A 24,563-nucleotide genomic window follows, 5' to 3' on the forward strand; every position below is an offset into this window, starting at 1 on the left:
TTTCCCTGAAGAGGCGGCAACATTAAAAGAAATGATAACGATTATCAATGCTGTTTACATTTTGCATCAGGCGTATGGATGAGAAGCGGAAGGAAACCGCCCGGAAAGGGCGGCCTGTTTTAATGAAGAAGATTAATGCAGATGTGAAAGGCTTGGGGCACTGATACGCAGACCGTCTTCGCTGAAGACCATGCAGCGTTTGGCATCAAACCAGGTCGTCAGACTCTGATAAGGATTGAACGCCATATCGCCCGGCAGCAGCATTTTAAAACCATCCGTGCCATAACACTGGCCGAACAGATACGTGCTGTTGCCCAACCGCTCGACCACTTCGCAGTTAAATTCCAGCACGTTTTCGGTTTCCTGCGACAGCAGATGTTCAGGGCGGATGCCGAGGGTCACTTTATCCCCCGTTGCCAGTTCGCGGGTGCTCAGCGCCAGCGTCAGGGTTTTCTCCGGCGTGAGGCGCACTTCGAGCCGATCCGGCTGCCAGCTCACAACTTCAGCAGGCAGGAAATTCATCTTCGGCGAACCGATAAAACCGGCGACAAACTGATTCAGCGGATTGTAGTAAAGGTCCATCGGCGCACCCATTTGCTCGACTTTGCCGTAATTCATCACCACGATTTTATCGGCCAGCGTCATGGCTTCGGTCTGATCGTGCGTCACGTAAACCATGGTCGTTTTGAGTTCCTGATGCAGCTTGGAAATGTGTAAACGCATATCCACGCGCAGTTCGGCATCGAGGTTAGACAGCGGTTCATCGAACATAAACACCTGCGGATTTCGCACGATCGCGCGGCCGATAGCCGTGCGCTGGCGCTGACCGCCGGAAAGCTGTTTCGGTTTTCTGTCCAGCAGATGAGAAAGCTGCAACGTTTTGGCGACCATCTCGACCTGATGGCGAATTTCGTCTTTCGGCACGCCGTTCACTTTCAGCCCGTAACCCATGTTTTCCGCAATGGTCATGTGCGGATACAACGCGTAGGACTGAAACACCATCGCCACGCCGCGCCGGGAAGGGTCGACGTCATTCACCCGCTGCTCGCCAATGTAAACGTCTCCTTCCGTAATATCTTCCAGCCCGGCAATCATGCGCAGCAGGGTGGATTTCCCGCATCCGGATGGCCCGACGAAAACGGTGAATTCGCCGTCTTCAATATCAATATTGATGCCATGCAACGTCACTGTTTTATCGAAACGTTTGACCACATTTTTAAGTCTGATGCTGGACATGTTTGACCTCATTAAAAATTCATACCGCTGATGTTTCGGACTATAACCACCTTGTGTAAACGTTTGCACAGGCGGGTTCGAATTTTGGAGAGAAGATCACACAATGCGCATCTTTTTGTAGTGATTTATGGTTTGTAAGTTTAACGTATAACATAGTTTTTATGACGACATTTATCTTCATATAATCAGTATTTAATGGGTTTGTTTATTAAGTGATAGATTGAATGTCGTAACGCAACCCACAAAAATGTTATACCTTCACATTCAGGAGCAACAATGAAAATTACACACCTTACTGCCCTGGTACTGATGTCTTTAAGCCTTAGCAGCCAGGCCGTCCGGGCAGCAGAGGGGCAGTTACTTATCTGGGAAGATATTAAGAAATCTTCCGGTATTTCCGACGCGGTGAAAGATTTTGAAAAAGAGAACAACGTCAAAGTCGTTGTGCAGGAAACGCCTTATGCACAGCAAACGGAGAAACTACGACTGGATGGTCCGGCGGGAATCGGCCCGGACGTGGTCGTCATCCCCAATGATCAGTTAGGGACAGCGGTGGTGCAGGGTTTACTGGCGCCGCTGACGCTCGATAAAGCGTTTACCGACAGCTTTACGCCATCGGCTATCAATGCATTTCAGCTCAAAGGCCAGACTTATGGCGTGCCGAAAGCTGTCGAAACGCTGGTGCTGATTTACAACAAAGACTTGCTGCCACAGGCTCCGGCGACGCTCGATGAGTATTACACCTTCTCGAAAGCGGAAAGGGCGAAAGGCAAATATGGCCTGCTGGCCAAGTTTGACGAAGTGTATTACGCCTACGGCGCGATGGCCTCTATGGGGGGCTACATTTTTGGTAAGGATGCCAAAGGCGAAATCAACGTTGAAGATATCGGCCTGAACAAACCGGGCAGCGTCGAAGCCATCACTTACCTGAAAAAATTCTATGCCGATGGATTATTCCCGGCGGGGATTGTCGGCGATAACGGCCTGAACGCCATCGACTCGCTGTTCACCGAGAAGAAAGCCGCAGCGGTCATCACCGGTCCGTGGGCTTTTCAGCCGTATGAAGCGGCTGGCATTAACTACGGGGTGAAAGCGCTGCCGTTGCTGCCAAACGGCAAACCGATGAGCTCATTCCTTGGCGTGAAAGGTTATGCGGTCTCGACATACAGCAAACAAAAACCGCTGGCGGAGAAATTCATCACCTTCATCAATCAGCCGAAATACGCCAAGGTGCGCTACGAAGTGACTAAGGAAATCCCGGCACTGACCGCACTGGTGAACGATCCGATGATCAAAAACGATGAGAAAGCCAACGCGGTGGCCGAACAGTCTACCCGCGCAACGGCGATGCCAGGTGTCCCGGAAATGCAGGAAGTCTGGGGCCCGGCCAACAACGGTATCCAACTGGGTGTGACCGATAAGCAACCGGTCGGGGCCGCGCTCAACGATGCGGTGAAGAATATTCAGATGCAAATCGAGGCGGCGAAAGCCAGCAACGAGTAATCCGGTTAAACACAATTAATTCGTTAAAGACTATGTACGTCTGACAGGAGGGCGTGAATTCACGCCCTCACCAGTGAAAGGAACATCTTTGTGTCTATGCGTCTTCATGAGGAAAACCAGGCGTCACACTGTGCCAGCCACCATGCACCGGTGGCGCTGGGACTGGCGCTGATCCCCGGTTTTGGGCAGTTCTATAACCGGCAATGGCCGAAGGGAATACTGTTTTTTATCATTCTTATTTGTTTCGCCGGCGTGTTCTATGATTTCCTGCGTCAGGGATTATTGGGGTTATATACGCTGGGCGAAGAAGTGCCGCGTGATAACTCGATATTCCTGTTGGCCAAAGGCATTATCAGCGTATTAATCGGGGCGTTTGGTGTGGGTTTTTATTACTGGAGTCTGCGAGATGCGTGGGCAAACGGTAAACGCCGTGATAAAGGCATGGAATTACCCAGCGTACGTAAGCAATATCATTTGCTGCTGCGCGAAGGTTTCCCTTATCTGATGATTACACCGGGCTTTATATTACTGGTGTTTGTGGTGGTCTTTCCGATTATATTCGGTTTCTCTATCGCGTTTACCAATTACAATTTGTATCACACGCCACCGGCTAAATTAGTTGACTGGGTGGGATTCAAAAACTTTATTAACATCTTCACCCTTAATATCTGGCGCTCAACGTTGCTGGACGTATTGCAATGGACGGTGGTCTGGACCGTGCTGGCGACCACGCTGCAATGTACGGTGGGCGTGATGCTGGCGATCCTGGTCAATCAGAAAGATTTGCGCTTCAAGGCGCTGATCCGCACCGTGCTTATTCTGCCGTGGGCAGTGCCCGGTTTTGTCACCATTCTGGTATTCGCCGGTATGTTCAACGATTCATTCGGCGTTATCAATAACGGCATTTTGTCCGCTCTGGGCATTGAGCCGAAGGCGTGGCTGACGGATCCGTTCTGGACCAAAACTGCGCTTATCCTGATGCAGACCTGGCTGGGTTTCCCGTTTGTGTTTGCGATGACCACTGGCGTATTGCAGGCTATTCCGAACGATTTATACGAAGCGGCGACAATGGACGGGGCGAGCACCTGGAAGAAGCTGAAAACCATTACGCTGCCGCTGGTCTTATACTCCATTGCACCGATTATTATCACGCAATACACCTTCAACTTTAATAACTTCAATATTATCTATCTGTTTAATAACGGTGGCCCGGCAGTAGCCGGTTCGAATGCAGGCGGAACGGATATTCTGGTGTCGTGGATATATAAACTCACCATGTCATCTTCGCAATATGCCATTGCCGCGACCATTACGATTTTGCTGTCGATATTTGTGGTCGGTATTGCGCTGTGGCAATTCCGTTCAACGAATTCATTTAAACAAGATGATATGGCGTAACCGGGAGAAGGGTATGAGTAAGAACAGCAGTATTAAAAGAAACCGGTTTATCCGCCTGGGACTGAGTTATTTCCTGTTACTGATCGTGGCGGTCATTATTATTTATCCGCTGATCTGGACCGTCGGCGCATCGCTGAATGCCGGTAACAGCCTGCTTAGTACGTCGATTATTCCGGAGAACGTTTCGTTCCAGCATTACAAAGACTTGTTTAACGGCGAAGTGAATTACGTCGGCTGGTACTGGAATTCGATGAAAATCAGTTTCCTGACCATGATCCTGACCCTGATTTGCGTCAGCTTCACCGCCTATTCCTTCTCGCGTTTTCGTTTTAAAGGCCGCAAAGACGGGCTGATGCTGTTTCTGTTATTGCAGATGATCCCGCAGTTTTCGGCGCTGATCGCCATCTTTGTGCTGGCGCAGTTACTCGGCCTGATAAACAGCCATCTGGCGCTGGTGCTGATTTACGTCGGCGGCATGATCCCGATGAACACCTATCTGATGAAAGGCTATCTCGACGCGATCCCGAAAGATCTGGATGAATCGGCGCGCATGGACGGTGCGGGAAATTTCCGCATTTTCATCGAAATCATCATGCCGTTATCGAAACCGATACTGGCGGTGATAGCGCTGTTTTCCTTCACCGGACCGCTGGGTGATTTCATTCTATCCAGCACCATTTTGCGTACGCCGGATAAGTACACGCTGCCGATTGGCCTTTACAACCTGGTCGCGCAGAAGATGGGGGCCAATTACACCATGTACGCTGCGGGCGCGGTGCTGATTGCCGTGCCGGTCGCCATTTTCTATCTCGCCTTACAAAAATACTTCGTTTCCGGCCTGACGGCTGGCAGTACAAAAGGATAATCCGATGACTCTCTTTTCTGGGAAGAATTTTAATAAAAGCGCAATGGCCTGCGTGCTGCTGGCGATGTCGTTTTCTGCTGTGGCGCAGGACGTTGTGATTAAAAAAGTCGCCAACGTACCGGCAGATTTCATCAAAGGTGCGGATATCTCCACGCTGATTGATGTGGAAAAACACGGCGGCAAGTTCTTTGATCAAAACCACAAGCAAACCGATGCGATGGTTGTCCTCAAACAGAACGGTTTCAACTATGTGCGCTTGCGCTTATGGGTGGATCCGAAAGACGTGCAGGGTCATCCGTATGGTGGCGGTAATAATGACCTCGCCACCACGCTGGAACTGGCAAAGCGCGCCAAAGCGCAGGGTTTTAAAATCCTGCTCGATTTCCATTACAGCGATTTCTGGACCGATCCCGGTAAACAGTTCAAACCGAAAGGCTGGGAGAAAATGGATTACCCGCAGCTGAAAACGGCCATTCATGATTACAGCCGCGAAGTGATCGCTAAATTCCGCGAGCAGGGGACGGTGCCGGATATGGTGCAGGTCGGCAACGAAATGAACGGCGGGATTTTGTGGCCGGAAGGCAAAAGCTGGGGCGCGGGCGGCGGTGAATTTGACCGTCTGGCCGGGCTGCTGAATGCCGCGATTGCCGGCGTGCGTGCCGATGAAAAAAATCCGTCTGACATCAAAATTATGCTGCATCTGGCCGAAGGCACCAAGAACGATACCTTCCGCTGGTGGTTCGATGAAATCAATCAGCGCAAAGTGCCTTACGACGTCATCGGCCTGTCGTTTTATACCTACTGGAATGGTCCGATTTCTGCCTTACAGGCCAACATGGACGACATCAGCAAGCGCTACAACAAGGACGTGATCGTCGTTGAAGTGGCCTATGGCTACACCACCAAAAACTGCGACGCGGCTGAAAACAGCTTTACGGAAAAAGAAGCCAAAGACGGCGGCTATCCTGCCACGGTGCAGGGACAGGCCGATTTCCTCAGCGACATGATCAAAAGCCTGGTCGCAGTGCCGGACCATCGCGGCAAAGGGATGTTCTACTTGGAACCGACCTGGATTGCCGTGGACGGCGCAGGCTGGGCGACACCGGCCGGTATGACCTACATCAACGATCACTGGAAAGAGGGCAATGCCCGCGAAAACCAGGCGTTGTTCAGCTGTGACGGTCAGGTTCTTCCTTCCATCAAAGTCTTCAATTAATCCCTTTTTCCCCGGCTCCATTGGCCGGGGAGTTTAACTTTCTTAAAGTTCCTAAGGACCCAACATGAAGAAGTTTCCTCTTCTGAGCAGTAAAATTTCCGGCCTGTTGCATGGCGCGGACTACAACCCGGAACAGTGGCTGGAAAGCCCTGATGTCCTGATCCGCGATGTCGAAATGATGAAAGAGGCACGCTGTAATGTTATGTCTGTCGGGATTTTCAGCTGGTCGGCGCTGGAACCCGAAGAAGGGCGCTTCACCTTTGGCTGGATGGATCAGGTGCTGGACAGATTGCATGAAAACGGTATCTCGGTCTTTCTCGCCACGCCAAGCGGCGCGCGTCCTGCGTGGATGTCACAAAAATACCCGGAAGTTCTGCGCGTCGGGCGTGACCGCGTAAAAGCGCTGCACGGCGGGCGTCATAATCACTGCATGAGTTCGCCGGTGTATGCCGAAAAAGTGCAGCTGATGAACAGCGCGCTGGCGAAGCGTTATGCCCATCATCCGGCGGTGATCGGCTGGCATATTTCCAATGAATACGGCGGCGAGTGCCACTGTAACTACTGTCAGACCCGTTTCCGCGACTGGCTGAAAGCCCGTTACGTGACGCTGGATGCACTGAACAAAGCCTGGTGGAGCACCTTCTGGAGCCACTCGTATACCGACTGGGCGCAGATAGAATCGCCGTCGCCGCAGGGCGAAAGCGGCGTTCACGGCCTGAATCTGGACTGGCGCCGTTTTAATACCGATCAGGTCACGCGTTTTTGCAGCGAAGAAATTCGCCCGCTGAAAGCGGAGAACCCGGCGTTACCGGCAACCACCAATTTCATGGAATATTTCTACGATTACGATTACTGGAAACTCGCCAGCGTGCTGGATTTCATTTCGTGGGACAGCTATCCGATGTGGCACACGCGCAAAGATGATATCGGTCTGGCGGCGTACACCGCGATGTATCACGACCTGATGCGCACGCTGAAACAAGGCCGGCCGTTTGTGCTGATGGAATCGACGCCAAGTTTCACCAACTGGCAGCCGGTCAGTAAACTGAAAAAGCCGGGTATGCACATTCTTTCTTCGTTGCAGGCGGTCGCGCACGGTTCGGATTCGGTGCAGTATTTCCAGTGGCGTAAAAGCCGCGGCTCTTCAGAGAAATTCCACGGTGCGGTGGTCGACCACGTCGGGCATATCGATACCCGCGTTGGACGCGAAGTGTCTGAACTGGGCGGGATTTTATCCGCACTGGCACCGGTGGCGGGTAGCTGCGTGGAAGCCAGAGTGGCGATTATCTTCGACTGGGAAAGCCGCTGGGCGATGGACGATTCCCTCGGCCCGCGCAATCAGGGGTTGGAATATGAAAACACCGTCGCCGGACATTACCGCGCGCTGTGGGCACAGGGCATTGCGGTGGACGTGATCAACGCCGACTGCGATTTAAGCGGTTACGATCTGGTTATTGCGCCGATGTTGTATATGGTGCGGGCAGGCGTCGGTGAGCGGATCACCGCTTATGTGCAGGCCGGTGGCCGGTTCGTCGCAACGTACTGGAGCGGCATTGTTAATGAAAGCGATCTGTGTTTCCTCAACGGATTCCCCGGCCCGTTGCGTGCGGTGCTGGGTATCTGGTCGGAAGAAATCGACAGCCTGACCGACGATCAGTACAACAGCGTCGGCGGCGTGGAAGGCAATGCGCTCGGGCTAAAGGGTCCGTACCGCGCCTCTGATTTGTGCGACGTTATTCATCTGGAAGGCGCGGCGGCGCTGGCAACGTACGGCGATGATTTCTACGCCGGAACGCCTGCCGTGACTGTGAATCTGTTTGGCAAAGGGCAGGCGTATTATCTGGCTTCCCGCAACGATCTGGCATTCCACACCGATTTTTATACTGCGCTGGCGAAAGAAATGCAGTTGCCACGGGCACTGGAAGCGACGTTGCCGGAAGGGTTGACGGCAGCACGCCGAACTGACGGAGAAAGTGAATTTATCTTCCTGCAAAACTATGCGGCGCAGGGTCAGACCATCACCTTGACGGCGGATTACAGCGACATGGTGCAAGGCGGAATATTACCGCGCAAACTGACGCTTCCAGCATTTGGTTATCAAGTCCTGACACGTCGTTTATCCGTCATTTCTTAATTCATTATTTTAATACCGACGTGCAATCAGGATTTCCGGTTGCACGTTTTTTTCATTCCTGAAAGAGAGTGTTCATCATGGTAAATATAAAAGACTTTATGCATGTATTCTCTGCGAAGAATAAAGCCCCTGAAAATGAAGTTCCGCCATCGACTGATGTGGCATTATTAATTGAGGCGCTGGGCGGACGCGATAATATCGTTTGCGTCGATGCCTGCATCACCCGTCTGCGTGTAACCGTAAAGGAACTGAAGCGGGTGAACTCCGGCGCTATCCAGCAGACTGGCGCGATTGGCGTGGTGATCATCGGTCAGGAAGTGCATGCGATATTTGGTAAACAATCCGACAGCCTGAAGAAATTAATGACTGAGAAATTTGGCTTAAAAGGCAATTAAAATTGATGTTTAAATCACGCTAATAATAAAGGCAGCCCGACACAAGGCTGCCTTTATTATTTCTTCTTTTTATTGCGGATAATAATGATGATGCTGTGCGGAGAAAAAACGTCACGTTCCCCTACAAGAGAAATTAAGTTTTTATCTGTCGCTTTATCACAATGAGGATATTTCTTTTAAAACATAATATTTCATTTAATACATAGTACTTCATTTTCACCTAAGTAATTGGAGTCGGGGCAAGGCGGCAAGCGAACGCAGCCGCGGCTTCAAGTACGACGGGAAAATTACCACCAGGCTTCCACCTGAACCCCAAAGTTCCACGTATCGGCTTTGGTATGGTCATCAAACGTATTGCCATGCTCAGAATCATTCAGATAGGACGCAAACACGCGCAGTTCAGGGCGTGACATAAACTCAGGACCGGCTGCCAGCCCCATCGCCAGCGTATATTTCTGACCGCCTTGCTTGTAGTTCGAACCGTTCTTGTAATCGTCTTTCTGGTAGAAAGTACCGGCTTCACCGATGGTACGCACATAATCCGTCCACTGGTATTGCGCACGACCCACCAGAGAAACCAGCTCCGTGGTGTCGGTATAATCGGTGATGTTTTCTGCGTGGCCGTAGGTCAGCACATGGTTGAGGCTGAACTTGCTGGTGATCGGGATAAGGCCGGTGATGATGCCGCGATAACCGGTGGCGTCATTGGTGTAGTTCCACATATCGTACCAGCCGCCGCCCTGGGAAATCATGTTCTGCGCCAGGCCTTTGTTGGCGTACTGCAACACCAGTTTGTTGTAGCCGCCCCACATATCCTGACTGATTTCACCGGTCAGCATCACACCGTTATCCGCGTCGTACAGGCCGCCGTACTCTTTCTGGTCATGCGACAAATTTGGCATGGCGTAGTCGGCACCGATTTCCATCCATGCGCCGCTCCAGGGTTTGATACCGGCATAACGTACGTCAATGTAGTTGATATTCACGTCGTTATTGCCGTCCACGCGGTAATCCACGTCATTGGCGTCGCCACGGATCCATGCCAGAGACAGCGCGCCTTCACCCATTTTCAGGTTTTCAATACCCGCACCGGCACCGGAAATGTTCCAGTATTTGGTATCGATGATGTGCAAATCGTGGCGCTGGTAATAACGTTTACCGCCCCAGATCACCGCATCTTTGTCCCACGGCACCAGCCCTTTAATTTGCAGATTCAGCTGACGCAGGCCGAACTGCGCATCGTCATTGACGGTGCTTTCATCATCGTTTGAACCGTCTGAAACCATGCTGACCATGGAATCGACATAAAAACTGACGTCGTCTTTTTTGTAGACTTCGCTGCCCAGTTCTACTTCACCGTAAGTATCGTTTTCGTTGCCCAGACGACCGACTTTGTTTTTCTGGAACTGCTCCAGACTTCCGCCACCGGAAACCCCAAGCCCGGAACGCAGATACCCATGAAAATCAATATCGTTTGCCACTGCAGGCGTTGCCGTAAGGGCGAGGGAAACCGCCACAGCCAGAGTGCGTACATCGTGTTTCATTTATTTTCCTTATAATTGTATGACGTTCACATTAACGAAATCTATAAGATACCCAGAAACAATAATGATCAATTTCACACATCCTGAATTGTGAGTTAGATCCACAACCTGTGTGTTTAAAATAAGCGTCTGGTGATATAAATCACGAATATTAGAAATGTTAACGTATAACTTATGGGCTGCATGCGGCTCCAGATTGAACTTTTAAATGAGATCCCTTACTTTGGCTGGATTATCATGAGATTGGGCTACATCACGGGTTGCATGCTGGGGAAAGAATGAAATCAAAAAGTTCGACATTAGAAGATGTTGCCCGCTATGCCGGTGTTTCTTATCAGACGGTTTCGCGGGTGTTAAACAAGTCGGCTAACGTATCCGACGCCACGCGCCAAAAAGTTGAGCAGGCGATTGAAGTTCTGCGTTATGTGCCGAACCGGCTGGCGCAGCAACTGGTGGGAAAACAAAGCTTTACGCTGGGGCTGGTCACGACGTCTCTGGCGCTGCACGCGCCTTCCCAGATTGCCGCATCGGTCAAAAAATACGCGCATCAGGCGGGTTATCAGGTACTGATTTCCATGATTGATGAGGACGTGAATCAGAGCATTCAGGATTCCATCAATGAGCTGAAATCTCAGCGCGTCGAAAAGGTCATTATCAATATTCCGCTGGAGAGCGCCGAAGCTGAACGTATCTTCGAAAACAACCGCGACATTCTTTGCCTGTTTCTGGATGTCGATCCGACCAGTCCGGTTTTCAATGTGTGCTTCAATCCGGCCGACGGTTCACGCGCCAGCATGGAGTATCTGCTGGGGCTGGGACACCAGGAATTTGCCTTACTGGCGGGGCCGGATGATTCGGTTTCTTCACGTTTGCGGCTGCAAAGCTGGCAGGAAACTCTGGCAGAGAGGGGCATTGCGCCGGTCACTATTGTTCACGGCGACTGGAGTGCGAAAAGTGGTTACTACAGCGCATTGCAGATGCTGCGCGAAACGCCGCAATTTACCGCCATTTTGGTCGGGAACGACCAGATGGCGCTTGGCGTGATCAGTGCCCTGCATCAGCACAATGTGGCTATCCCGCAGCAGGTATCGATCATCGGTTACGATGACACCTACGACAGCGCATTCTTCCATCCGGCACTGACCACCGTTTCTCTGGATCTCGATTTGCAAAGCAAAGAAGCGGTTGCGCATTTACTGGCAGAGGAGAAAGAAGAGATGCCTTCGAAAGTGCTGCCCGCCCGACTGGTGGTACGCAACTCCACCAGTGCGCCGGGTGTGCAGGATAAAGATCTCAATCAGATAGCCGATCAGCTCGATATTCTGGCCCGGCAGTTGCGTGGTCAGTGATAAACCGGTTAAATCCCCGAACGATTTTAAGTAAACGACTGAACAGCAAAAGGAAGTGAAGCAATGACGGTATGGCAGTGTTATGTGCAGGGCTGGAAAGGGTATGTGAAATTCAGTGGCCGGGCGACCCGTAAGGAGTTTTGGGTTTTCTCGCTGGTGAATATTCTGCTGATGGTCGTACTGACGGCAGGCGTGGCCTTTGTGTACACGCTGATGGGAAATCCCTACAGCGTTTTATATGCAGGAATGGCCTACACCCTGTTTGCACTGGTGCTGGCTTTACCGCTGCTGTCGGTGGGTATCCGACGTATGCATGACATCAACCGCTCAGGCTGGTGGTTTGGCGGAGTCTATCTGGCAGGCGTGTTGTCACGGTCGCTGAATATGATCTTGCAGCAATACGCGTCCCCGGAAACCTATGCCTGGATGACGGTGGTGCTCGGGATTGTGCTGGGGTGGATCCCGTTGCTGGGAATGATTTATTTGTGTTGTCAGAAATCCCGGCCGCCGGAGGAAGTACAGACCCGTATCGTTGAGTAACGTCAGCCTTTTTACGTCATGTCAGGTTTGCCGCCATCTGCGCGGCAAACTCCTCGAGTTTTTTAAGTCCCCATCGCCACTCGCCAAATCCCGATTCCACATTGATATGCCCCGCCTCGCCAATATCTGCCAGTTCACAGCCCCACGCCTGTGCCCAATACTGCGCGCGTGCAAAGGAGAGCAGGGGGTCCGTATGGCTGGCAATTATCAGCCCAGGTACCTTCAGCGAATGAGGTAGTATCTCGTCGTCTAGCCCGAAACGCATTGGTTCGGCGGGTGCAACCAGCATCACGCCTGCGGTCAGTTGCGGATGCCGGTTCGCCCATACCAGACTGGCCAGCGCCCCAAAACTGTGACCCACCAGTAAAAGGGGGGTATTTGCCCGTTGCTGTTCCCGGCTGATGGCGTCTGCCCAGGCTTCGAGATCAACCTGTTCCCAGCTGCGCTGACGGATGCGCAACCAGTGGGGATTCGACTGATGCCAAAGGCTTTGCCAGTGTCCGCTTCCGCTGTCCCGCAATCCGGGAACCAGCATCAGGGTTATTTCAGGCATCATGTTCATTGCGGAAAAGCCATCAGCACAGTGGCAATTGCCAGCAAATCAGCACTGCCGCCGGGGCTGAGATGACGGATAATCAGCTGCCTGTCCATCTCCTGCAAATCCTCTTTCTGCCAGCCTGATTTGAGCAACCTGCGGGCATAATCCTGCACAAAATGCAGTCCGCTCATCCCGCCTCGTGCCACCAGATTCGTGTCAGGGTTATACGCCATCAGGCGCAACAGGGCATTAAGGCTGCGGCGCTCAGGATTATCTTCCTGATACCAGTAAGGCAGAACGTGACGGCGCAGGGTGAGGAACCCGCTCTGCACTTCGCCGCGCGCGCCGGTCATGCCGTGTGCCAAAAACAGCCGTTCACCCGCCGTCGACGGTTGGCGACAGTTTTTCAATTCACGCTCAACCAGACCCTGTGTCATAGCCGCCACCTCGGAACACATCCCGTGACGAGTAAGTGGCTGGCGATGCGCGGATATTCTGCCTGCCGCCGTACACAACAAACCCAGTGAAAAAATGCCGCCTTTGTGCGTGTTAACACTCTGCGTGGCACCGAACATTGCCTGCTCGCAAGCAATTCCTGTCGGGCGGATCCGCATCAGCATGGCCTGCGGGGGTTGCAAAAAATCCTGCAGGCCGAGAGCGTAAAACTGATGCAACCATGGCGTGATGGCGTCGATGCTACGCAGAAACAGCGGTAAATCCATGTCACTGTGCGAGCCATTATTGACGCTGTCCACCAGCCCAGGTTTCGGTGTCAGCCACACTTCACTTCGCAACGCGTCAGCCGCCAGCAGGGCGATACAGGTAACTGAAAGAGGTTCAGAGTGTGCGATGCCAGCCATCAATCAGTGCCTCCACTTTTGTCATCACTTCCGGCAGCGGATGTTTTCGCGAGCGGGCACAGGCATGGGCGGGGCCGTCGCACACCAGACACCTGCGGCTGGCGTTGTCGAGCGAACGACGGCCCACCACACCCGCCTGCGGGCAGATAACATCGAAATCCCATAAACGTCCGAGGACGTGTGATTGCTCAAGTGCAACCGTCGCTGCTTTCAATTCTGGTGCGGGATGATCCACGCACCAAAATGCTTCGGCACCGGTGGGTTGCCAGAAAACCTGATGTTTCAGCACCGGCCAGCCATGTTGCAGCAGCATGATTTCGGCACGTTGCAGTGCCTCGCGCATTACCTGACGATAAGCCACCGAATCTTTCACCGACCCCGGCGTGACCAGCGTGAGGGAAATCAGCGGTTGTGAGAATTGTGTCAGCCAGTCGGTTTGCCGTTTGGCACGCATTTCCTTTGCCGCCAGCAAATCTTCCAGACTGACGCCTGCTTTTGCAGGCGTCACGATTGTCATTATGCGTCCTCTTTTACCTGATGAACGACGTCTATCACGCTACCGTCGCGATAGCGGATCACCCCCACAACACGGTCGGTGAATTCAATCGGTTTGGGCTCACCACTGAGTGAAATGGCGCGCTGGTACAGGGCTTCGATGTCCATCACTTTCATTGCGGCGTCTTCCAGTCGCTGGCGGATTTCCGGACGTGCCGGATTCACCGCGATGCCGTGATCGGTCACCAGCACATCAATACTTTCCCCCGGTGTCACCCGGGTGGTGACACGACGCACTACCGTAGGAATGCGGCTTCGCAACAACGGCGCGACAACGATGGTCAGATTGGCGGCACTGGCGACATCGCAATGACCGCCGGAAGCGCCGCGCATCACGCCGTCGGAACCCGTGATCACGTTAACGTTAAAACCGGTGTCGATTTCCAGCGCGCTGAGAATGACAATATCCAGCTGATCGCAGCTCGCTGCTTTGGCTCCCGGATTGGCATAAACATTGGTGGAAATCTCGATGTGCTGCGGGTTACGGCTGAGTGAAGCCGCCGCCTGACCGTCAAAGCATTGGGTATCCAGCAGCGTTTCAATCAGGCCTTTTTCATGCAAATCCACCAGACTGCCGGTGATGCCTCCGAGGGCAAAACGGGCGGTGATCTGGCTGCGTTCCATTTTTTCTTCCATGAAACGGGTGCAGGCTGTAGCAGCTGCGCCGGAGCCGGTTTGCATTGAAAATCCAGGTGTGAAATATCCTGAATACTCAATAACTTCAGCGGCTGTACGGGCAATCATCAGTTCGCGCGGATTACTGGTCACGCGCGCGGCACCCACGCTGATTTTCGCCGGGTCGCCAACCTGCTCGACTTTCACGATGTAATCCACCTGATCCTGCATCAGGCTGGCTGGCATATTAGGGAAGGGCACCAGTTCTTCAGTCAGCAACACGACAGTTTTAGCGAACTGCGCATCAACCATCGCATAGCCCAGCGAACCGCAACAGGATTTCCCGTGCGTGCCGTTGGCATTACCGAATTCGTCACTGCATGGCACGCCGAGAAAGGCGACATCAATGTTCAGTTCGCCGTCTTGCAACAATTTCACCCTTCCGCCGTGGGAGTGAATTTGCACCGGCTCTTCCATCAGCCCGTGAGAAATGGCGTCGGCCAGTTTGCCGCGCATTCCCGAAGTATAAATCCGGCTGATGACACCGCTGCGAATAGGTTCGATCAGCGCATCATTGCAAGACATTAGCGAGCTGGAAGCTAGGGTGAGGTTTTTAAAGCCGAGTTTTGAGAGCGTGGCGACAACGTTGTTAATGACCTGATCACCTTCGCGAAATGCATGGTGGAAGGAAATGGTCATGCCGTCTTTCAGGCCGCTGCGGGCAATCGCCTGTTCCAGCGAAGTGCAAAGTTTACGGTGCAGGCGGGCATCGGAGTCAGAAAGATAAGGAGTGGTCCGGTGCGCGCCGTCAAAGGCAACCAGGTGTTTTAACTGCGGATATTCGCTGTGCAACATTTCAGTTAAATGACTCATTGTATTGATATTCCTGTGCAAATTTGAAGGCTAGCGGCGGATGCCGGACGCGCTGGCGCGCTCAAGTACCACCTGCGCGTGGTTAATGATCGGACCATCGATCATCTTGCCGTTGAGCGAAATCACCCCCAGCCCCTTGCGTTCACCTTCCTCTGCAGCGGCAATTACCCGTTTTGCATAATCCACGTCTTCGCGGGTCGGCGCATAAGCGTTATGCAGCAGCTCAATCTGGCGCGGGTTGATCAGCGATTTTCCGTTGAAACCCATTTTGCGGATTAGCTCCACTTCACGCAGAAAACCGGCCTCGTCGTTGATGTCGGAATACACCACGTCGAAGGCATCGATTCCGGCGGCGCGTGCCGCGTGTAAGACGGCGCAACGGGCGTAAAACAGTTCGGTACCGTCGCCGCGCTCAGTTTGCATATCCATGACGTAGTCGAAAGCGGCCAGCGCGATGCCAATCAGGCGCGGCGAGCAGCGGGCGATCGCCACGGCATTAATCACGCCGATGGCCGATTCGATGGCAGCCATTATCCTGGTCGAACCCACTTCGCGCCCGCAGTCTTTCTCGATGCGTTCTATATGCGCTTCCAGCTCAAAGATATCTTCCGGTGTATCGGTTTTCGGTAAACGCACCACATCCACGCCAGCACGTACCACGGCTTCTAAATCTTTAAGACCAAACGGTGTGCTGAGCTGATTGATGCGCACCACGGTTTCAATGTCGCGATACATCGGGTGTTGCAAGGCATGAAATACCAGAATGCGGGCGGTATCTTTTTCACGCAGGGAAACGGCATCTTCGAGATCAAACATGATGGAATCGGGACGATAGATAAATGCGGTGGAAAGCATGGCAGCGCTGGCTCCGGGCAGGAACAGCATACTGCGGCGTAGTTTTTTCATCGTAATGTCTCCCAGTTAATCTCTTCAGCCTGAGCTGCCCGCAGGACCGCACTTTGTACGCGGGCGCGGATCACGCAATCGAGCGCGCCTTTATCTTCGATAATCAGTAAACCGTCGGTGACTGCGAGAGCGCTGAGGGTTTCATCCACTACGCTGCGGATTTGGTCGCCAAACTGTTTGATGACTTCACTGTTGATGATCACAGTCAGATCACTGGCCGGGGCGATTTTTACCAGCAAATCGCTGGATTCAACCGTGCCTGCCAGCGCCTCCTTCACAATTTTCATAAAATTTTCCTGCTGTTAACAAAGTGAGGGTGAGATAGTCAGTGCTTCGTTGTGCGCCGTTTCAGCCGGCGCAGTGGCGCAATAATATTGTTCAAGGTGCGCATAAGTGCTGGGCGGAACGATGTCGCGTATACGCGCCAGCTGGTGCGTTTTGAGTAACGCGCGCACTTCGGATGCGGAAATAGCTCTGCCACTGGCATGGCGTTTGCGTGGTAATTCGATGACGTTCAACGCAGGTGACGCTGATCGGGCGGGCGTTTCCAGCCAGTCATGCATATCGCAGTTGTACTGATGGGTGACCGGACAGAAAGGTTCGCTGCCGACAAAGCGGTGGGTAATGCCTAATGCCGGAGCGATGTACTGACGGAAAATCAGTAAGTCCATCACGCTCCAGGCCTGATTGACCAGTCCTGCTTCCTTGAGGAAATAGCCAGGAAAAGTTGCGCGGGAAATCAGATATTCAGAACCGGCATGCACAGTGACATTTGGCAAGTCCGCAACGCCCTGACGCACCATTTCAAGACGTTCCTGAAACGGGAAATACGACACGTCTTCGCTCACTACAAACACATGCAACCAGTCGCAAGTTGCGGCCGCCTGTTCAGCCAGATAACGATGACCCAGAGTAAACGGATTGGCATTCATGACTACCGCGCCGATACGCCGACCCGGGTGAAAATGACGTTGCAACGAACGGCAGTAATGACTGATGCCCACAGGCGTGTTTTCCATCAGCACGGCGACGTCGTCCCACTGCACCAGCGGATAAAACCCGCAACCGCGAAAACGTTCAAGATTGCCTGGCCGTGTATAGAGAAACAGGTGGAAATTACCTCTCTGCACCGCCAGGTTCTCGACTTCACCGAGCAGTCTGGCGCTGAGATTTTCGCCGCGCCAGTCGGATGCGACGGCGACACATTTAATGGTGTTACTCACCAGACCGGCGCAACCAATTACCCTGTGGCCGGAACAGGCCACCACGAACTGCCCGATGTCGTCATCCATGCCTAAGTTGTTTTGCTGCAACAACGTGCGGATATTTTCCAGCATGCCTGGCGCAGGCTGACTGACAGAGATGACGTGAAAGTCCGGTTCGTCACGGCTGAACATAATGCGTTCCTGATAGTGGGTGTTGTATCAAACGATGCTTAATGTGCCGGGTATAATACCCGGCTTAATGTTGTCGTTTTATCGGGTCAGTGCATCGCCGGAACAGGGATCTCACGGCATTCAGCCGCAACGATTACATTGCTAAGATGCCCTATCTTTTCGATTTCCACTTCGATGCGATCACCGGGTTTCATGAACAGCGGTGGGACACGTTTTTTGCCCACACCTCCCGGAGAACCGGTAATGATTACGTCACCGGCACTCAGCGAAGTAAATGTGCTGATGTACTCAATCAGTTCGGCGACTTTATGGATCATGCTGCGGGTGTTGTCGTCCTGCACCATGTGGCCGTTAAGCCAGGTGCGGATCGCCAGCGTATGCGGGTCGGGGATCTCGTCGGCGGTGGTCATCCACGGACCAAATGCCCCGGTCTGTCGCCAGTTTTTACCGGCAGTAAACCACGTGTGTTGCCAGTCGCGTGCGGAACCGTCCATGTAACAGCTGTATCCGGCGACATGCGAAAGAGCGTCTTCGCGGGAGATATTCTCGCCCGCAGAACCGATAATCACTGCCAGTTCGCCTTCATAGTCAAATTCAACGGATTGTCTCGGTTTGATAATCGGGGAGGCATGTCCGGTTTGAGAGTCAGCAAACCTCACAAACAGCGTCGGTGCCGGATTATGCTGATCAAACTCTTTACGCTTTTCGGCGTAGTTCATGCCGACGCAGAGGATTTTCTCCGGATTCTGAATCACCGGCAGAAAAGTGATGTCGGCGAAATCCAGATCAGCGGGCAGTGTGGCCAGTTCCTGAGCTTGCGACAGCGCATTGCCGGCCAGCAGGGCTTTGAGATCCGGGAAACGCTGACCGAGATGCCGGCCCAGGTCGATCATGCCGTTAGCATTCGCGATGCCGTAGGACTTGCGCCCCTGATAGAGATAGCTTGCCAGTTTCATAATGTGTCCTGATTTAAAGAGAGTTTCACAAAACCTCAGACGAGGAAGTTGCCAAGCACCAGCAGCGCCACGGAGACGTTGATCGCGCCGCCGATACGGGTGGCGATTTGGGCGAATGGCATCAGTTGCATGCGGTTACCGGCGGTCAGAATGGCGACGTCACCGGTTCCGCCCTGGCCGCTCTGGCAGCAGGAGACGATGGCCACATCAATCGGGTGCATACCAATTTTCTTACCGACGAAGAAGCCAGTGGCGACTAGCGCGCTGACGGTGCTGATAATGACCAGCAGGTTGGAAAGGGTGAATGCGGCGACCAGTTCATTCCACGGCGTGATTGCTACACCGACGGCGAAAAGAATCGGGTAGGTAACGGAAGTCTGGAAGAATTTGTAAACCACCTGAGAACCTTCCAGCAGACGGGGTGAAACGCCGTGTGCCAGTTTCAGGGCTACCGCCGCAAACAACATGCCAACCGGTGCAGGAAGGCCAATCAGTTTGTGTAACAACATCCCGACCATGTAGAGCAGTACCGCCAGCAGGGCGCCTGCGGCAATCGTGGTGACGTCAGTTTTTGCACTGGCACCGCTCAGCGCACTGGTTCCCGCAGAGGCATTTTTTGCAGACGGCATCAGCTGGCCTTCACCGGTTAGGTGGGGGTAGCGTTTACCGAGCTGGTTCAGACTGCCGGAGATAACGATGGCGGTCAGGCTCCCGAGCATCACGATTGGCAGGATGCGGCCGAGTGCCACGCCCTGATCCATATGCAGGATAGTGGCGTAGCCGATGGACAGTGGGATCGCGCCTTCACCCACACCACCCGCCATAATCGGCAGGATCAGGAAGAAGAAGATCTGGAAGGGTTCCATCCCCAGCGCCAGTCCGACGCCCATGCCAACAAACATGCCAATGACTTCGCCGCATACCATCGGGAAGAAGATACGCATGAAGCCCTGGATCAGCACTTTGCGATCCATACTCATGATACTGCCAACGATAATGCAGCAGATGTAGAGATACAGAATGTTGGTGCTTTTATAGAACTTAGTGGTGGATTCCACCACGACATCCGGCAGCAGGCCGTAATACACCAACGCGGAAGGAATAAAGGTGGCGCAAATCGCCGCTGCCCCCATCTTGCCAATCAACGGGAGGCGTTTGCCGAACTCGCCGCAGGCGAAACCGAAGAAAGCTAAAGTGGCGACCATTACCACGATGTCGCTGGGCAGTTTTCCATCGAGGCAATCAATCGCGATAAGTACGCCAGCCATGACAAATAAAGGCAATGGAATAATGCCTACTTTCCAGGTGTCGAGAATGTGCCACCATTTTTCTTTTAATGTGAGCTGTTTTGCAAAAGAAGAACCCGTGGGAACAGAATAGGTGTCGTCGGTTGTACTCATGATGAATCCCCTGTATCAATTTGTGCAGGGAGTGTAAGGGAACTAATAACGGTTATTATGTGAGGTGCCGCAAATTAGAATCGATATTTTAAAGGTGCGAAAGGTTTTTATGGTTTTAATTAAACTCTGAATCGGATGGGGTTATATTTGCTGTGGTTTTTATGGTGTTATTTGTAATTATAATATTACTGTTAATTAGTGGTGAAATAACTGTTGTGAATTATGTGTGTGTTCTTGCATAGCTTGCTGCGTCTGGGCTTGTTCTGCGGCACGTCTCGCAACTTTGGATTTCCGCTCTGGCAGGAATATCACCAGATGATAAAGTGCCATGACTGTTTATATCTTTATTCATGTAGCAGGGTCCCCAATGTGGTTCCGTCTTTCTTTTCAGATAAAACTTTTTATTTATCTTGTTGTTTTATTTGTGACGCTGTTTTCGGGCGCAGGAATTTATTACTATCAGGATGTTGAGCGCCAGTTATATGAAGATTTAGGAATGCGCGCCAAAGTTCAGGCTGAAGAAATTGCCCTTATTCCTTCTTTAATCAGAGAGGTTGAAAATAAAGATATATCACAAATTAATCGTTTAATGAGCAATATTTCCGCCCACAGTGATGCCAGTTATATGGTGATTGGTGACAGTGACGCGATGCATTTATTTCATTCAATTTATACCGATCGTGTAGGGCAGACTCTGGTCGGCGGAGACAACGCAGAAGTGCTGGCGGGGAAAAGTATTACCACCATCCGGCTTGGCGGGATAGGGCTGTCGCTGCGCAGTAAAGCGCCAATATTTAATGCTGAAGGTAAGGTGGTTGGCATCGTTTCGGTAGGTTATCTCATCAGTCATATTAATAACCTGACTGTGGCGAAAACTATCCGCATTTTACTGGCTGCTGCCGCAGTGTTGCTGGCCTTATTTGCTTTCTCATGGTTCTTTTCGCGCTCAATCAAAAAGCAGATGTTTTCGCTTGAACCCAGAGATATTGGCTTGTTAGTGCGTCAGCAAAAAGCGCTGATGGAATCGATTTATGAGGGTGTGATAGCCATCGACAGTCAGGAGCGTGTGGTTGTGGTGAATCAGGCGGCTAAAAAATTGCTCAATCTCACGGTGCCTTCACGTGAACTTCGCGGACAGCAACTGAGTCAGGTCATCGCAGCGGTCAGCTTTTTCAATCCGCAAGTGATGCTGGAAAAGGACATTCACGATGAAATCTGCCTGTTCAATAACCTGACGGTGATTGCCAGTCGGGTGCGGATCATGCTGGAAAATCAGTTGCAGGGGTGGGTGATTACTTTTCGGGCTTGCAGCGATATCGACCGGCTCAGCATTCAGCTCAGCCAGGTGCAGCGTTATGCCGATAATCTGCGGGTAATGCGTCACGAACAACTTAACTGGACGGCGACATTAGCGGGTTTGCTGCATATGGGGCGCTATGACGAGGCTATCCGATACATCGAAGCACAATCAGAAAATGCGCAGGAAATATTGGATTTTGTCTCTGCGCGTTTTTGCTCACCCAGACTGTGTGGATTGTTGCTCGGTAAATATGCCCGCGCACGGGAGAAAGGCATCGGGCTGGAGTTTGATCCGGCCTGCGAGATAACCCGGCTACCGGCTGCCCTGAGTGAAACTGAGCTGATGTCAGTCATCGGCAATCTGCTGGATAACGCCATTGAAGCGACCTTACTGCGTGGCTGCGAAGCCGGGCCCGTCGAGGTGTATATCGTTGGCGGAAAAGATGAGCTGGTAATTGAAGTGGCAGATCACGGAGTGGGTATTACGCGGGAACGGCGGGAAGAAATATTCTCGATGGGTGTGACCTCAAAGCCGGAGGGTGATCACGGGCTGGGGCTTCATCTGGTCGCCAGCTATGTCAGCCATGCTGGCGGTAGCATTGAGGTTTCTGATAACCCGCCAACCGGCGCTATTTTCTCTGTTTTTATCCCCATCGATGTCGGGGCTTCAGATAATCCAGCAGAGTTCCTTCAACCGGAAAAACGGAAGTGAATAAATGATGCAAGCGGAAATAATTGACGTAATGATTGTAGAAGATGAGAACAGGCTGGCAAAACTCTATGCCGAGCTTATTGATAATCACCCCTGGTTAAGGCTGGCGGGCGTGGCGACTACGCTACGTGAAGCCAAAATGCTTATTGAAGATAAACGCCCGCAACTTCTGCTGCTGGATAACTATTTACCGGACGGGCAGGGGATCTCGCTAATAGAAAATGACCTGCTCAAAAACACTCACTGTTCGGTGATTTTTATTACGGCGGCCAGTGACATGAATACGTGTAGTCAGGCGATACGCTGCGGGGCGTTTGATTATATTTTGAAACCTGTGTCGTGGAACCGGCTGCAACAATCGCTGGAACGCTTTATTCAGTTCAGCCAGACGCAGCGGGCATGGAAAGTGGTGGATCAGCAGAACGTAGACAGTCTTTACCAGCTGCAAGCGAAAGATTTTACGCTTAAAGCGGGCAATAAAGGCATCGAGGAAAATACGTTGAATCTGGTGGAAGGCATCTTTATGCAGGACAGCGGACGTTGCTATTCCGTAGATGAAGTGGTCAGTGAAACGAGATTGAGTAAAACCACTGCCCGTCGCTACCTTGAACATTGCGTGCAGAAAGGGGATTTGAAAGTCGAAATGCTGTACGGAAAAATCGGCCATCCCCGCCGTATGTACCGGCGGGCATAGTAATTAAAACTATTCGGTTCTTTTCGTTTTCGGGTATTTCCACAGCCAGCGACCACTCGCCATGCGCCAGTAAAAGAATATCCCGCGTACAATCCAGTCAAGGAACATCCCCAGCCAGATGCCGACCACGCCAAAGCCGAGAACAATTCCGAGGAAATAGCCGACCACAATACGGCAGCCCCACATGCCGAGCATCGATACGTACATGGTGAAGCGCGCGTCGCGGGCGCCTTTTAGTCCGGCAGGTAATACCCATGAAGCCGCCCAGAACGGCATAAAGGCGGCGTTAAGCCAGACGAGAATTTTTACGACGTCGATGACGTCCTGCTCGTTGGTGTAAAACCGCGCCAGCAAACCGGCAAACGGCACAGAAAGGGAGGCCAGCACGCAAAGCCCGAAAGTGGATAACCAGAAAATATGGCGTAGCTGTCGCTCGGATTGTGCAATCTGTCCTTTGCCCAGACGCGTACCGACAATGATGGTCGAGGCGGAACCCAGCGCATTCCCCGGCAGGTTGATGAGTGCGGCAATCGAGAAGGCAATAAAGTTACCGGCAATGACGTTGGTACCCATACCTGCGACAAAAACTTGTGTCAGCAATTTGCCGCCATTAAACAGCACCGATTCGATACTGGCCGGAATACCGATACCCAGCACTTCACGCAAAATATTGGTATTCAGCGGCAGGAAATAACTTTTCAGCGAGATTTTCAGCGACGGATTGAACCCGACCATCAGCACGAAAATGACCGCAATCGCCCCGATATAACGGGCGATCGTCAGCCCGAGACCGGCACCGATAAAGCCCAACCCGTGCCAGCCGAAGCAACCATAAATCAGCACGCTGCTGATAACCAGATTGAGGATATTCATTCCGCCATTCAGCAACATCGGAATTTTGGTGTTACCCGCTCCCCGCAAAGCACCGGAACCGATCAGCGCGATGGCTGCCGCCGGATAGCTCCAGCTGCTCATCTGCAGATAAGAGAGCGCCAGTTCTTTGACTTCCGGCTCTGCATTGCCGGCGATCATGTCGATGATCACATGCCCGGAAAATTGCAGAAGTATGGCCAGCAGCACGGCGAAAACGGTCATGATGGCCAGCGACTGACGTGCGGCTGCGCGGGCGCGTTCGTGATCCAGTTTACCCAGACTGAAGGCCACGACGACCGTCGTCCCAAGATCGACCGCCGCGAAGAATGAAATCACCACCATGTTAAAGCTGTCAGCGAGACCGACGCCCGCCATTGCTTCCTTGCCCAGCCAGCTGACCAGAAAAGTACTCAGCACGCCCATCAGCAGGACGCAGGCATTCTCAAAAAAGATGGGGACAGCGAGGGGCGTGATTTCGCGCCAGAACAACGTACGGTAAGAACGCCGTTTCGGATACCAGGGCGTGCGCTCGATGGCTTTGCGCAAAGAGACGATGACGTTTTGCAAGAGAGTTCCAGTGTGGAAGAAAGTAGAACAGCGTTTTAATTTATGATGGTAAAAGACTCTGCATTATGCAAAGTCTTTTTTAAGGAAATCCTTAATTCCCCGTCATATTTGTTGCCGCAGAGGCGTTGGCTGCGTTTA

At 52.4% G+C, this 24,563-nt stretch carries 22 protein-coding genes; 10 read left to right on the forward strand and 12 right to left on the reverse strand.

Annotated elements, in window-relative coordinates; all coding sequences use genetic code 11:
• Positions 1-132 precede the first annotated feature (132 nt).
• Entirely contained in the window at positions 133-1,236 is a 1,104-nt protein-coding gene (locus tag D6C13_RS00380) for an ABC transporter ATP-binding protein (RefSeq protein ID WP_120130875.1), read from the reverse strand.
• 276 nt (positions 1,237-1,512) lie between these two features.
• On the opposite strand from D6C13_RS00380, the gene D6C13_RS00385 reads away from it, so the two are divergent.
• From D6C13_RS00385 to D6C13_RS00410, 6 genes are all read left to right on the forward strand, one after another.
• Positions 1,513-2,739, forward strand: a complete 1,227-nt coding sequence (locus D6C13_RS00385; RefSeq protein ID WP_120130876.1) for an extracellular solute-binding protein — start codon at positions 1,513-1,515, stop codon at positions 2,737-2,739.
• 96 nt (positions 2,740-2,835) lie between these two features.
• On the forward strand, positions 2,836-4,137 hold the full coding sequence (locus tag D6C13_RS00390) for a carbohydrate ABC transporter permease (protein WP_120130877.1): 1,302 nt from the start codon (positions 2,836-2,838) through the stop codon (positions 4,135-4,137).
• Positions 4,138-4,150: 13 nt separating this feature from the next.
• On the forward strand, positions 4,151-5,002 hold the full coding sequence (locus D6C13_RS00395) for a sugar ABC transporter permease (protein ID WP_013574912.1): 852 nt from the start codon (positions 4,151-4,153) through the stop codon (positions 5,000-5,002).
• Between the two features lie 64 nt (positions 5,003-5,066).
• Complete coding sequence (locus D6C13_RS00400) at positions 5,067-6,218, forward strand: glycoside hydrolase family 53 protein (RefSeq protein WP_244212606.1); 1,152 nt, start codon at positions 5,067-5,069, stop codon at positions 6,216-6,218.
• Positions 6,219-6,282: 64 nt separating this feature from the next.
• The gene (locus D6C13_RS00405) at positions 6,283-8,352 is read left to right on the forward strand and encodes a beta-galactosidase (RefSeq protein WP_120130879.1); all 2,070 of its coding nucleotides are present in this window, start codon (positions 6,283-6,285) and stop codon (positions 8,350-8,352) included.
• A gap of 77 nt (positions 8,353-8,429) precedes the next feature.
• A complete protein-coding gene (locus tag D6C13_RS00410; protein WP_120130880.1) occupies positions 8,430-8,747 on the forward strand; it encodes a PTS sugar transporter subunit IIB in 318 nt (105 codons plus the stop codon).
• 287 nt (positions 8,748-9,034) lie between these two features.
• On the opposite strand, the gene D6C13_RS00415 is transcribed toward D6C13_RS00410, so the two are convergent.
• Positions 9,035-10,291, reverse strand: coding sequence for a maltoporin (locus tag D6C13_RS00415; RefSeq protein WP_120130881.1), 1,257 nt, complete (start codon positions 10,289-10,291; stop codon positions 9,035-9,037).
• Positions 10,292-10,569: 278 nt separating this feature from the next.
• Here D6C13_RS00415 and D6C13_RS00420 point away from each other — a divergent pair, with 278 nt between their 5' ends.
• Both D6C13_RS00420 and D6C13_RS00425 read left to right on the forward strand, forming a co-directional pair.
• Positions 10,570-11,640: a LacI family DNA-binding transcriptional regulator gene (locus D6C13_RS00420; protein WP_120130882.1), complete on the forward strand. Its 1,071-nt coding sequence runs from the start codon at positions 10,570-10,572 to the stop codon at positions 11,638-11,640.
• 63 nt (positions 11,641-11,703) lie between these two features.
• Positions 11,704-12,180 (forward strand): DUF805 domain-containing protein, encoded by a 477-nt coding sequence (locus D6C13_RS00425; RefSeq protein ID WP_120130883.1) that lies wholly within the window; start codon positions 11,704-11,706, stop codon positions 12,178-12,180.
• Between the two features lie 16 nt (positions 12,181-12,196).
• Here D6C13_RS00425 and D6C13_RS00430 read toward each other — a convergent pair whose 3' ends face one another.
• The 9 genes from D6C13_RS00430 to D6C13_RS00470 form a co-directional block, all read right to left on the reverse strand.
• Positions 12,197-12,742, reverse strand: a complete 546-nt coding sequence (locus D6C13_RS00430; RefSeq protein ID WP_120130884.1) for an RBBP9/YdeN family alpha/beta hydrolase — start codon at positions 12,740-12,742, stop codon at positions 12,197-12,199.
• Complete coding sequence (gene citG, locus D6C13_RS00435) at positions 12,739-13,578, reverse strand: triphosphoribosyl-dephospho-CoA synthase CitG (RefSeq protein WP_120130885.1); 840 nt, start codon at positions 13,576-13,578, stop codon at positions 12,739-12,741. Before citG ends, D6C13_RS00430 begins: the two co-directional genes overlap by 4 nt.
• Positions 13,556-14,095 carry a citrate lyase holo-[acyl-carrier protein] synthase gene (gene citX, locus D6C13_RS00440; RefSeq protein ID WP_120130886.1) on the reverse strand — a complete coding sequence of 180 codons (540 nt, stop codon included), beginning with the start codon at positions 14,093-14,095 and terminating at the stop codon, positions 13,556-13,558. The genes citG and citX overlap by 23 nt, the downstream gene beginning before the upstream one ends.
• Positions 14,095-15,621: a citrate lyase subunit alpha gene (citF, locus tag D6C13_RS00445; protein WP_120130887.1), complete on the reverse strand. Its 1,527-nt coding sequence runs from the start codon at positions 15,619-15,621 to the stop codon at positions 14,095-14,097. Before citF ends, citX begins: the two co-directional genes overlap by 1 nt.
• Before the next feature lie 30 nt (positions 15,622-15,651).
• Positions 15,652-16,527 carry a citrate (pro-3S)-lyase subunit beta gene (citE, locus tag D6C13_RS00450; RefSeq protein ID WP_120130888.1) on the reverse strand — a complete coding sequence of 292 codons (876 nt, stop codon included), beginning with the start codon at positions 16,525-16,527 and terminating at the stop codon, positions 15,652-15,654.
• Positions 16,524-16,814 carry a citrate lyase acyl carrier protein gene (citD, locus tag D6C13_RS00455; protein ID WP_120130889.1) on the reverse strand — a complete coding sequence of 97 codons (291 nt, stop codon included), beginning with the start codon at positions 16,812-16,814 and terminating at the stop codon, positions 16,524-16,526. Before citD ends, citE begins: the two co-directional genes overlap by 4 nt.
• Before the next feature lie 15 nt (positions 16,815-16,829).
• On the reverse strand, positions 16,830-17,924 hold the full coding sequence (gene citC / locus D6C13_RS00460) for a [citrate (pro-3S)-lyase] ligase (RefSeq protein WP_120130890.1): 1,095 nt from the start codon (positions 17,922-17,924) through the stop codon (positions 16,830-16,832).
• An 86-nt stretch (positions 17,925-18,010) separates the two neighbouring features.
• Positions 18,011-18,880 (reverse strand): fumarylacetoacetate hydrolase family protein, encoded by an 870-nt coding sequence (locus tag D6C13_RS00465; RefSeq protein ID WP_120130891.1) that lies wholly within the window; start codon positions 18,878-18,880, stop codon positions 18,011-18,013.
• 35 nt (positions 18,881-18,915) lie between these two features.
• A complete protein-coding gene (locus tag D6C13_RS00470) occupies positions 18,916-20,280 on the reverse strand; it encodes a 2-hydroxycarboxylate transporter family protein (RefSeq protein WP_120130892.1) in 1,365 nt (454 codons plus the stop codon).
• A gap of 367 nt (positions 20,281-20,647) precedes the next feature.
• Between D6C13_RS00470 and D6C13_RS00475 the strand changes: the two genes are divergently transcribed.
• Together D6C13_RS00475 and D6C13_RS00480 are read left to right on the forward strand one after the other, a co-directional pair.
• Complete coding sequence (locus D6C13_RS00475) at positions 20,648-22,291, forward strand: ATP-binding protein (RefSeq protein WP_120130893.1); 1,644 nt, start codon at positions 20,648-20,650, stop codon at positions 22,289-22,291.
• A gap of 7 nt (positions 22,292-22,298) precedes the next feature.
• Entirely contained in the window at positions 22,299-22,985 is a 687-nt protein-coding gene (locus D6C13_RS00480) for a response regulator (protein ID WP_167457964.1), read from the forward strand.
• A gap of 9 nt (positions 22,986-22,994) precedes the next feature.
• Here D6C13_RS00480 and D6C13_RS00485 read toward each other — a convergent pair whose 3' ends face one another.
• Complete coding sequence (locus tag D6C13_RS00485) at positions 22,995-24,425, reverse strand: EmmdR/YeeO family multidrug/toxin efflux MATE transporter (protein ID WP_120130895.1); 1,431 nt, start codon at positions 24,423-24,425, stop codon at positions 22,995-22,997.
• Positions 24,426-24,563 lie beyond the last annotated feature (138 nt).

This window comes from Rahnella woolbedingensis (assembly GCF_003602095.1).
Taxonomy (GTDB): domain Bacteria; phylum Pseudomonadota; class Gammaproteobacteria; order Enterobacterales; family Enterobacteriaceae; genus Rahnella; species Rahnella woolbedingensis.